Consider the following 9,670-nt stretch of genomic DNA (forward strand, 5'->3'; position numbering starts at 1 on the left):
CGAGCCCGCGCGTCACCGTCCGGGCTGCGCTCCGCCGTCTGCACCATGCGGGGCCGGAACGGATCGTCACGGCAGGCGTCGAGAACGACCAGCCCCAGCCGGCGCGCCGGCGCCACGCTCGCCATCACGCTGCGCAGCGGCATGGTCTCGTGCTCGACGTCGCGGTCCGATCGCAGCTCGGCGTCGATCGGCACCAGATAGTTCTCGCCGCCGAGCTCGATCCCGTGGCCGGCAAAATAAACCACCGCGATCTCGGCCTGTCCCGCCGCGCGCGAAAACTCCAGCAGCGCACGGCGCATCCGGTCGTAGTCGACATCCCCGAGAAAGGTGACGGAAAAGCCGAGCCGGCGCAGCGCGGCCGCGACATCGCCGGCGTCGTTCGGCGGGTTCGCCAGCCGCGAGGCGGCGCGGTAGGTCGCGTTCCCCACCACCAGCGCCACCCGCGTTTGCGCGTGGCTCACCGCGAGGCCGGCACACAGCAGGACGGCGACGCAGAGCGCCTTCAGCACGGAACGCATCGAAGCTCCCAGATGCTACGAGCCACCTCGACGGGCAAGCTGCCCCCCCTCCGCGACAGCGCCGATAAGCCGCCAGCCCGCCACACCGATGGGATGGCGGCGCGCCGGCCAGAACTGCCGCACCTCCTCCGCTCCACGGTCGCGAACCGCGACGCCGAAGCGACGACCAGCAACAGCGCGGCGCAAATCATAGTTCAAGACCTACGCATCAAAAGCCCCCGAAAGTAGCCCGAACCTCCACGCGCACTCTGCCGTTGGTAAGACGCGCGCCCTCCGATCGGCGCGATGCTCGCGCCCTCGTCTCGGCACAAAACCGAACGCTCCGAACCTCGTCTGAACATCTGCCCGGCTCGGCCGCGCACCTCTCCGCAGAGCCGAGGCGTCACGAATCACGGCACGATCTCGTAAGTCAGCTCGGCCGAACCGCGATTGGTCGGCCCGAGCTTGATCGGCTCTGGTCCCCGGCTTTCGAGCTCGGCGTCGACGATGTCGTTGATGATGAGCCCGAGGTCGCGGATCTCGTCCCCGTCGGCGTGCGCACCGATGATCTCCTCCACCTTCGCATTGGCGGGAACGACCACCGCACGCAGCCGGTTGGTCCCGGTCGGCGGCCTGATGACGAAGCGATAGCCCTCGGCGCGCTGGGACGCCGAGGGGATCGACAACGCCTTACCGGCCTCGATCCGGGCGACGTTCGGGTTCGGCCCGGGCGCCGGAAATGCCTTGGAGGGGTAGAGCTGGTAGGAATGGCCGTCGGGATTCTCGTTATAGACCACGACGGCGCCGGACACCGACGACGTCACCCGCACCTCGATGAACGACCCGACTTTGACCTGATTGCCCTGCGCGATATCGAGCGTGACTTGAGCGAGATGGCTCGGCTTCGGGGTCTCGCTCGCGCCTTGGCCGAGATTGTCGACGGCGGCAGCAGCGCTTCCCTGCGGCCTCCCCCCGGCGGGACGATCGACGAAGACGGCGTCGCGGACATGCTTCCGGATCCAGCTCTGGAAGATGCCGACCGAGGCGTAGACGCCGTAATAGCCCTTTCGCGCGCAGCCCCTGCCCCAGCTCACGACCCCGACCTGCACCTGTTTGCCGGCCGAATCCGGCACGAACAGCGGACCGCCGCTGTCGCCCTGGCAGGAATCCCGACCGCCTTCCCGGTCTCCGGCGCAGAAGGTCGCGTCCGTGATCCGATCGTCGCCGTAGACACTCGCACAAGTTCTCCGCTCCACGATCGGCAGATCGACCTGACGCAGGCGTGCCGAGGCCTGGCCGCCCTCCGCGGTCACCCCGAACCCGGTGACCGTCCCCACCTTTTTCGGCACCACCATGTCGCCGACCTTGGTCCGGGCGATCAGCGGCTGAAGCGGCGCCGAGGCTCGGCCGGCGAGCTCGAGCAGGGCGACGTCGTTGAGGATCAGGTGCGGCTTGTAAGATTCGTGGGACACGATGCCGGTGATCGGGATATCGCGCCCGTCCTTGCCTTCGAGGTCGATCGTGCCTTCCCGGACGAAGAACGACACTGCACTCGATTCGGCCTGGGCACGCTTCATCGACGCGGCGCAGTGCGCGGCGGTCAACACCCACTGCTTACCGATGACAGTTCCACCACAGAAATTGGCGGCCGCCTTCCCGGGCCGGCGCACATAGATCGCCACCATGCTGGGCCATTGCCCCCGCCTTGCCATGGTCCCGCCGACGATACGGGTGTTGACATCACGCGCAGCGATGATGTCGTCGATCGACGGGTCGGTGACGACGAGCTCCTCGGTCGCGTTCTCGTCGTCGATGCGGCCCGTCCCGCGGTCATCGGCAGCGGCCGCAGGAGGCGCGGCCCAGATCGCCGCGGCCAGCAGGAGCGCGACGCCTGCCCCACAGCCTGCGTGGTGGCTGCGCCCGAGCCGTAGGTGGTCATTCATGGCATTGACTCCAGAAGAATCCCCATTTGACTGGTTCGCGCCCTGCACCCGCCCGTCGACGTATGACGACGAGCGCGCGCCGAAGTCGCGGTCAGGGCGTGACTGTGAACGAGACCTGAGCGAAGCCGACGGTGCCGGCCGGTCGGCTCGACACCACGGCAAGGTCGCGATCGAAGCTCGACCGCTCGTCGGTGCCGAGAACATCCGCGATCGACTTCACGACGACGATCGGGGTCGCCGGGGGCTCTGTCGTGCAAAGCGCCATGAGTGTTCCTGGACCGGCGGCGTTGGCCAGGACGGTCTGCGGCGCCGGGCCTCCGGAGATCATCGTGGTCTGCAGCGCGCCGACCTGCGCCGACGGTAGCGCGCTCGTCGGGAAAAGCTGGCGCGCCTGGCCGCTGCCGTCGACCTGCAGCACCCGCAGGTGGCATGCCTGAAGGGAGGTGACAGCGATCGTGACCCGCTCACCGGTTCGATAAGTGGTCTTGTCGGTCGCGAGCAGCAGTGGGAAGGTCTGGGCCGAGGCGCCCAAGACCGGAAACACTGGCGCAGAGGCCGGCACCGCCGCCGGAGCCGGCACGATCACGACGCCTTGCCCGGCTGCTGCGGTGCGCGCCGGAACCGTCTTGATCACCTGGTTGACGATAGCAATCTTGGTGTCGGGCCGCGGATTGCGGGTCACGACCTCGAGGTCGCGCTTGAAATCGGCGACCCCGCCTTCGAGACTGCGGAAGAAGCCGTTGTTGGCGACGAACCGACCGTCCGGGATGAGGGTCACGGGTTTGGAGGTCGCAATCACCTTGATCAGCTCGGCACCGACTGGGCCGGTGACCTTGATCCGGGTGCCGCTGCCGCCGGGCGGGATTTCGACCGTTTCGCCGGCCTTCACCCGGTTGCTCGGCTGGGTCGCGTTGGGAAACAGCTGGGTGACCTTCCCCGAGGCGCCGATGCTGAAGACCGTCAGATAAGCGTCGTCGCTGGTCTTGACGGCGAGACGAACGGACTCGCCGAGCGCATAGGTGGCGTCGGGGCGGTCGAGCAGCGTGATCACCGAGAGCGACCCGGGGGTGACCTGGCCGATCTGGTAGGCTTGGTTCTGCTCGACGGACAGGTCGCGGACGGTTTGAGCCCGGACCTCGCCCGCACCGCCCGCGGCCATCAGAGAAAGGGCCGCGATGCCGCACTTCAGAACGTATTTGGACATGTCTGTTTCTCCGAGTTGAGCGCCTTGGTCGAACGGACCGCGCGGGTCACTCGACGACCTTGATGTTGACCGTGGTGAGGCCCCAGCTTCCGCGGGGGAGCTTTGAAAGGCGCGCCGTCAGCTCGCCGAGGAGACCATTGGCGCCGGTCTGAATCTCGGCTGGCGTGGTCGTCGTGCCGTTGCCAGCGAAACCCGCCAAACGGTCGCGCGACGCCGCGAACAGCACGCTGTTGTCACCAGCCGGCGCGGTCGCCCGGATCAGCAGGCCGGGCTTGGGAAGCTCGACCGTGCGACGCCGGCCGAGCGGCAGGTTCTCGACCACCATCACGACCCTGCCGGATGTGCCGACCATGTAGAGGTGCCCGAACCCGGCCTGGTTCGACGACGCTCGGAACCGCACCGGCGACCCGATCCGCAGAACCGAGGCGCCGATCGGCTCGAGGCTGACTTGAACGGGCCGACCGCCGCGACCGGACGCCGGCTTCGAGCCTCGGGAGACGACGCTTAGATCACGGGGATCGGGCTCCGCCCACGCGGACCCCGCTCCGCCCAGCATCGGCATCCCGATGAGAGCGGTCCCGATCGATCCGATAAAAAACCTGCGGTCGAGCGACATTCCAGAACGTCCTTTCTTCTCTCCGGGTGACCGGGACCCGACCCGGAGCGGCGGTCGACCCTCCACCCAAGTCGCATCGGCCGGCTCGCCACAGCCATCGAACGAGGCACACCGTAATCACGCCTGCCCGTCCCGTTGAGGGGTGGGCCCGGCAGGCCGTTTGCATGCCACCAATTAGTTTGGAAGCCCGTCGTCTGTATTGCCAGAGAAGTTCAGCCTAACTTCCGATCCGCGGCGCCCGATGCCTCGCGCAACCGATACGGAGAACCCATGAACCGTCGTTCTGTCGTCGCCCTTGCGACGGTTTGTATAATGACCATCGCTCTTGCGGTGCGGGCCGAAACGCCATCCGAAAATCCGCTCGCGCTCACGACTCCAGCCGCCGGGATGGCGGTGATCTTCGACGCGACGGCCACGAACGAAGACCGACTGCTGGCTGTCAATGGTCGCACCAGCCATGTGATCTTTGAAGACGGCTACAGCAACCGGTTTTGCGTGCTCAGTTCTGTTCTGATCGGCGACACGGCATTTGGCTGTCCCGTGTATCGAAACGAGATCCGTTGCCGGTGACGCCTCCATGTCGATCATCATTAGGTCCGCCGTTGCTGGCACCGCGCCGGTGGCAGATTTGCTGGTCCGGAGAGGCTGGGGCTCGACGGCGTGCTTCGGCATTCATGAACGTCCCTGGTTGTCCGAGCGGTTCCTGCAGTGACCAGACGGGGGTGAGATCGAAGGCGATTGCGGCTCGCGGTGACGTCATAGTAGGCTATCACAGAGCAGTTCAAAGTCGACCCCATCGACGCGGCGCTCGCACGAAATCCGACCCACACCTATCTTTGAAACAACTAACTACAGTGGCAGCTGAAATCGACGTTGGCGCCAGCAAAAGTGCTGACCGGGTGACAATACCATGTTCATAAAGATCAACACAAAGCTGCTCACCATAATCTGTTCGGGGCTTCTCGGGTCTGGACTCCTCGCGGGACCAGCTCTCGCCGGCTGCGGTGAACAGGCGAAGAAACTAGCGGCGGCACTCGCCGCTGGCGATCTCGACGGGGCCGAAAGGCTGGTCGACGAGATCGCGCGAGCGCGTGACTGCGGCCCGAGGGACATGCGCGCCGCTAAAGCCGCTTTGGCCGACCGCATTCTGGTGGACGCTGACCGCCTGCGCGACAAGCTCGGCCAGGCCGAGGCGGCAGCGCGCCTCATCGAGAAGGCCGCCGGGTACGAGGCGTCGTGGAAGGCGGCGCGGGCGCTCGGCGACCTGAAGGTGAAGCGCCGAGCTTTCGGCGAGGCCGCCGCGGCCTACCAACGCGCCATCGAGATCGTCGCGCGTGACGCGAGCAACGATCCGACCGTCAAGGCACGTCTGGGCACGGAACTCGCCTATCTGGCCCGTCGCGCCGACGAGACGCGCCACTTGGCGGCGGCCGGACCGAATGCTGTTCTGGTCCGCGCGCCGGAAGACCGCGATCCTGACGGCGCGTATAGCGCTCTGCTCGACCGGGGGCCCGAAGCGATCCGGGTCCCCTCGGCGATCCTGTTCGTCTACAAGTCCGACGAGTTCACCCCGATCGGGGCCAAGGCGGCCGAGGCCTTCGCCGACATGCTCAAGGAGCGGAATCCGGTCAGGATCACCGTCACCGGACACACCGACCAGATCGGCAGCGACGCCTACAATCTCGAGCTGTCCGAAAAACGGGCCAAAAAGGTGGTCCAGTTCCTGCGGTCCAAGAACGTGACCGGCCGGATCGAGGCTGCCTGGAAGGGTAAGCGCGAGCCCCGCGCGATCGCCAATCCAGCGGACTACACGCAGGATCAGATCGACGAGCTCAACCGGCGCGTCGAGTTCGACTGGACGTCGGAATAGCCCTTTTTCGCGACACGATGCTTCAACACTATCCGGAAGCAGAGACATGTTTCGTCGACTGAAGCTTGTGCCGATAGTGTTCGCGGTGATCTGTTCCTCTCAGGCTGTTGCCGAAACCCGCGCCGTGGTGGTCGGCATCGACAATTACAGCAATGTACGGCCGCTGAAGGGCGCCGTCGCCGACGCCCGGGACATCGCCACCGCCTTGCAGCGGCGTGGCGTGCGCGACCTCGCAGTATTCCGCGACAAGGAGGCGAGCCGAGAGCGGGTGCTGGCGGCGATCGACAAGATGATCGACCGGGCCGGGCGTGGCGACCTCGTGATCATCGCGTTCGCCGGGCACGGGTCGCGCGAGCAATGGGGAGCGCGCCGGCCGCCCGGGACGCAGGAGGGCGAACTGCACGAGGTCTTCCTTCTCGCCGACGTGGTGCTACCCGACTCGAACGGGCGGATCGATTTGAAGCGAGGCGGGTCGGCGCGCGAGCGGATCGCCGGGACCGAGATGAACGTCCGACTCCGCAAGCTCGACGCCAAGGGCGCACGCACCGTCTTCGTCGCCGACACCTGCCACGCCGGCGGCCTGACGCGAGCACCGCTCCCTGAAAGCGAGATCGAGGAGCTTTCCTATCGGGTCGTCCAGCCCTACCGCTATCGCGACGGCGAGGACCCGCTCGCCGGTCTGCTCGCGGCCTTGCCGGCCCCCGTGGAAATTGAAGCGCTTCCGTCGGTCACCTTCCTGGCCGCCGTCGACGACAGCACCAAGGCGCCGGAGGTTCCGATCCCACCAGGCTCGAACACCCGGCGGGGGGCGCTGTCGTTCGCATTCGCCCGGATCATCGACGGCGACGCCCCGACGGCACGGCCCGGCGTCGTCAGCCGCGGCGAGGTCGTCGATTACGTCAAGGCGACGGTGCGGACCTATTCGGGCAACAAGCAGGATCCGGATCTCCGGCCGAGGGCGAATTTCGACCAGATCCTGATCGACGTGTCGCGTGACCTGACCGCGGCAGCGGCGGTGCCGGACCCGGCGCCGATCTCGCGCACCGTCCAGGTCCACGTGCTCGGCGGTGCCCCGATCGCCGCCTCGACCGGGCGCAACGGCATGTTCGAGCTGCGCCCGGCGGCGTCGAAGCAGGAGGCCGATCTCGTTCTCGACGTGAAGGCGCGGACCGCCTACTCGAGCGGCGGCGACCTGGTCGCGAGCGACCTCGGCGGCAACGAGCTTGCGGGAATAGCTGAGCGCGAGGTCGCGCTCCGCCGGTTGTTGGCCCTGTCGCGACCTCGTCCGCGCGAAATCCGGCTCGCCGGCGGCGACCGGCGCTACTTGTCCAAGGAAGTGGTGGTGGTCGATCCCCGCCGGCAGGCCTCCGGGTCGGACCAACCGGAACACTATCTCCTGTTCAACATCACCGGCACCGGGCAGGTGCAGTTCCTTTATCCCTATCCCGACAAGGGCGATCCGCCGACGCTCCCGAAGGATTGGACCTTCGGCGGCATCGATGCCCGGCCGCCGTTCGGCGCCGACACACTGGTGCTGGTGGTGAGCGACAAGCCGCTCGACTCGCTGATCGTCAAGATTCGCGCCCTCGACAAGCGGGTCGCGGCGCTCGATGTCGTCGACCTCCTCGAAAAGGAGGTGCAGACCAGCGACATGAAGATCGGGCTCCAGGGGCTTTTCACAGCCCCACGGCCGGCGCCTTGACCGAACATCGAGAGAACCGAGGGCCTCCTATGTGCTCGTCACTGCCGATTCGCCTGATCACGACCACGCTGCTGGTTTCCGCGCTGTCGAGCCCGCTGCTCGCCGAGGAAGCAGCCGGCCCAGCGGCCGTGCCCGTAGCTCCGCCGGTCGCAACCGAGACGCCGGCCGCCCCGAAGGAAACGCCGGCGGCCGCGACGGCCGCGCCGCGGTCCTGTCGCGTCGACACGGCCGCCGTCGCCGCTGCCCCGATCGAGCGCGTTCGTCCGCGCGTGATCTTCGCGCTCGACCTCCTCGAGGCGGTGGCGGGCGACAGCAAGGCGAGCGTCGCCGTCTCCCCGTCGGGGGTCGCCGCCGTGCTGTCGACCCTCGACCTCGGCGCCGACGACGCCATGAGGAAGGCGATCGCCAAGACGCTCCGCCTCGGCACCGCCAAAGGCGCGGCGGATCAGATCCGCGCCGATGCGCGCCTGCTCGCCGTCGCTGGCACGCGTCCCGGCGCCCCGTTCGCGACCGCCGACGGCCTGTTCGTCGACCAGAGGCTCACCCTGATGCCCGGGATCGAGGACCGGGTCGAAGCTGCGAGCGGAATCGCAATCAAGAAGGTCGACTTCGCGTCCCCGGCCGCCCTCGCCGAGATCGACAAATGGGCGTCGGACCGGACCCAGGGCCGGATCAGCAAGATCATGGAGCCGGGCTCCTCGCCGTCGCTGGTCGCGATCGATGCCTTCGTGTTCAAGGACTGCTGGCGGATCCCGTTCGACCCGTCCGCGACCGCACCGCGGCCGTTCCACCGGCTCGATGGCTCGACGGTCGATCGGCCGACCATGATGCTCGACGAGCAGACCTTTCGCTACGCAGGGAAGGGCCGGTTCGCGGCGCTCGAGCTCCCCTACGGCGACCCACGTTTCATCCTGACCTTGATGACCACGACGGACGCGCCGGCGGCGCCGAAGGCATTCGAGGCTGCCCGCGATCTCCTCGCCGGTGAAGGCCTCAAACCGACCGCGGTCCGGCTCGCAGTGCCGAAGTTCACCGGCGCGGGCGAGCACGATCTCCTCTCCGCGCTGGCCAAGATGGGGTTGGCCTCTGGGCTTTCGTCCAAGACGCAGCTCGCCGGCTTCGCGAGCGGGATCGCCTTGTCGGCAGTGCGGCAGAAGACTGTCATCTCGATTGACGAGACCGGAACCGAGGCCGCCTCCGTGACCGTGGCGGAGACGACCCGCGGTCTCAAGCCCGGCCCGTCGACCGTGAAGGTCGAGTTTAACCGACCGTTCGTCTATGCACTGCGCCACCGCGAGACCGGTACGATCGTGATGACCGGCTGGGTGGCCGACCCCGAAATCGTTGCCAAGTGATCAGGTCGCCGTGCGGCGGCATGAGAATGATCGTCAACTGCAGCGCAGGCGCGGTGAGGGCATGCGGCTTATCGGCGCTTCCGCGGTGTGGCAGATCGCCAGTAGGGGTGGCTCGCAGCAACTGGGGGCTTCGATGCGTTCCGTGCTGAAGGCGCTCTGCGTCGCCGTCCTGCTGTGTGCCGGCCTCGCCGTGAGCCACGCCGAGAATCGTGTGGCGCTGGTGGTGGGGAACGCGAGCTACCGCGCCACCTCACGGCTGGCGAACCCGCCGAACGACGCCGGCGATGTCGCGGCCGCGCTGCGCCGGCTCGGCTTTTCCGTCACCTCGCTCGGGGATGTCGACTACGACCGGATGCGCCGTGCGCTGCTGGAGTTTTCCCGAGCGGCGGGGCAGGCCGAGATCGCCATGGTGTATTTCGCCGGCCACGGGATCGAGCTCGGCGGCGAGAACTACCTGGTGCCGGTCGACGCCGAGCTGCGATC

The 9,670-nt window shown here is 67.5% G+C and carries 9 protein-coding genes; 5 read left to right on the top strand and 4 right to left on the bottom strand.

All coding sequences use genetic code 11. The annotated features are described in order from the left end of the window. From ABTU92_RS22865 to ABTU92_RS22880, 4 genes are all read right to left on the bottom strand, one after another. On the bottom strand, positions 1 to 518 hold a 518-nt coding region (locus tag ABTU92_RS22865; protein WP_408093926.1), incomplete at its 3' end, for a caspase domain-containing protein. 389 nt (positions 519 to 907) lie between these two features. Then, positions 908 to 2,440 carry a trypsin-like serine protease gene (locus tag ABTU92_RS22870; RefSeq protein ID WP_408093927.1) on the bottom strand — a complete coding sequence of 511 codons (1,533 nt, stop codon included), beginning with the start codon at positions 2,438 to 2,440 and terminating at the stop codon, positions 908 to 910. Between the two features lie 91 nt (positions 2,441 to 2,531). Beyond that, on the bottom strand, positions 2,532 to 3,644 hold the full coding sequence (locus ABTU92_RS22875) for a DUF4384 domain-containing protein (protein ID WP_408093928.1): 1,113 nt from the start codon (positions 3,642 to 3,644) through the stop codon (positions 2,532 to 2,534). Between the two features lie 46 nt (positions 3,645 to 3,690). Continuing rightward, entirely contained in the window at positions 3,691 to 4,260 is a 570-nt protein-coding gene (locus ABTU92_RS22880; protein ID WP_408093929.1) for a hypothetical protein, read from the bottom strand. A 270-nt stretch (positions 4,261 to 4,530) separates the two neighbouring features. Here ABTU92_RS22880 and ABTU92_RS22885 point away from each other — a divergent pair, with 270 nt between their 5' ends. The 5 genes from ABTU92_RS22885 to ABTU92_RS22905 all read left to right on the top strand — a co-directional run. After that, positions 4,531 to 4,830 (top strand): hypothetical protein, encoded by a 300-nt coding sequence (locus ABTU92_RS22885; protein ID WP_408093930.1) that lies wholly within the window; start codon positions 4,531 to 4,533, stop codon positions 4,828 to 4,830. A gap of 340 nt (positions 4,831 to 5,170) precedes the next feature. Continuing rightward, a complete protein-coding gene (locus ABTU92_RS22890; RefSeq protein WP_408093931.1) occupies positions 5,171 to 6,130 on the top strand; it encodes an OmpA family protein in 960 nt (319 codons plus the stop codon). A gap of 85 nt (positions 6,131 to 6,215) precedes the next feature. Continuing rightward, positions 6,216 to 7,832: a caspase family protein gene (locus tag ABTU92_RS22895; protein WP_408093932.1), complete on the top strand. Its 1,617-nt coding sequence runs from the start codon at positions 6,216 to 6,218 to the stop codon at positions 7,830 to 7,832. Positions 7,833 to 7,861: 29 nt separating this feature from the next. Next, the gene (locus ABTU92_RS22900) at positions 7,862 to 9,187 is read left to right on the top strand and encodes a serpin family protein (protein ID WP_408093933.1); all 1,326 of its coding nucleotides are present in this window, start codon (positions 7,862 to 7,864) and stop codon (positions 9,185 to 9,187) included. Between the two features lie 61 nt (positions 9,188 to 9,248). Further along, the coding region (locus tag ABTU92_RS22905; protein ID WP_408093934.1) for a caspase domain-containing protein at positions 9,249 to 9,670 on the top strand (422 nt) is incomplete at its 3' end.

This window comes from Rhodoplanes sp. SY1, from assembly GCF_046000175.1.
Taxonomy (GTDB): Bacteria; Pseudomonadota; Alphaproteobacteria; order Rhizobiales; family Xanthobacteraceae; genus Rhodoplanes.

Excerpts from the sequence above, each read along its gene's own strand:
- ABTU92_RS22885 (WP_408093930.1), top strand. The coding sequence starts at position 4,531 with ATGAACCGTCGTTCTGTCGTCGCCCTTGCGACGGTTTGTATAATGACC.
- ABTU92_RS22870 (WP_408093927.1), bottom strand. The coding sequence starts at position 2,440 with ATGAATGACCACCTACGGCTCGGGCGCAGCCACCACGCAGGCTGTGGG.
- ABTU92_RS22900 (WP_408093933.1), top strand. The coding sequence starts at position 7,862 with ATGTGCTCGTCACTGCCGATTCGCCTGATCACGACCACGCTGCTGGTT.
- ABTU92_RS22875 (WP_408093928.1), bottom strand. The coding sequence starts at position 3,644 with ATGTCCAAATACGTTCTGAAGTGCGGCATCGCGGCCCTTTCTCTGATG.
- ABTU92_RS22880 (WP_408093929.1), bottom strand. The coding sequence starts at position 4,260 with ATGTCGCTCGACCGCAGGTTTTTTATCGGATCGATCGGGACCGCTCTC.
- ABTU92_RS22890 (WP_408093931.1), top strand. The coding sequence starts at position 5,171 with ATGTTCATAAAGATCAACACAAAGCTGCTCACCATAATCTGTTCGGGG.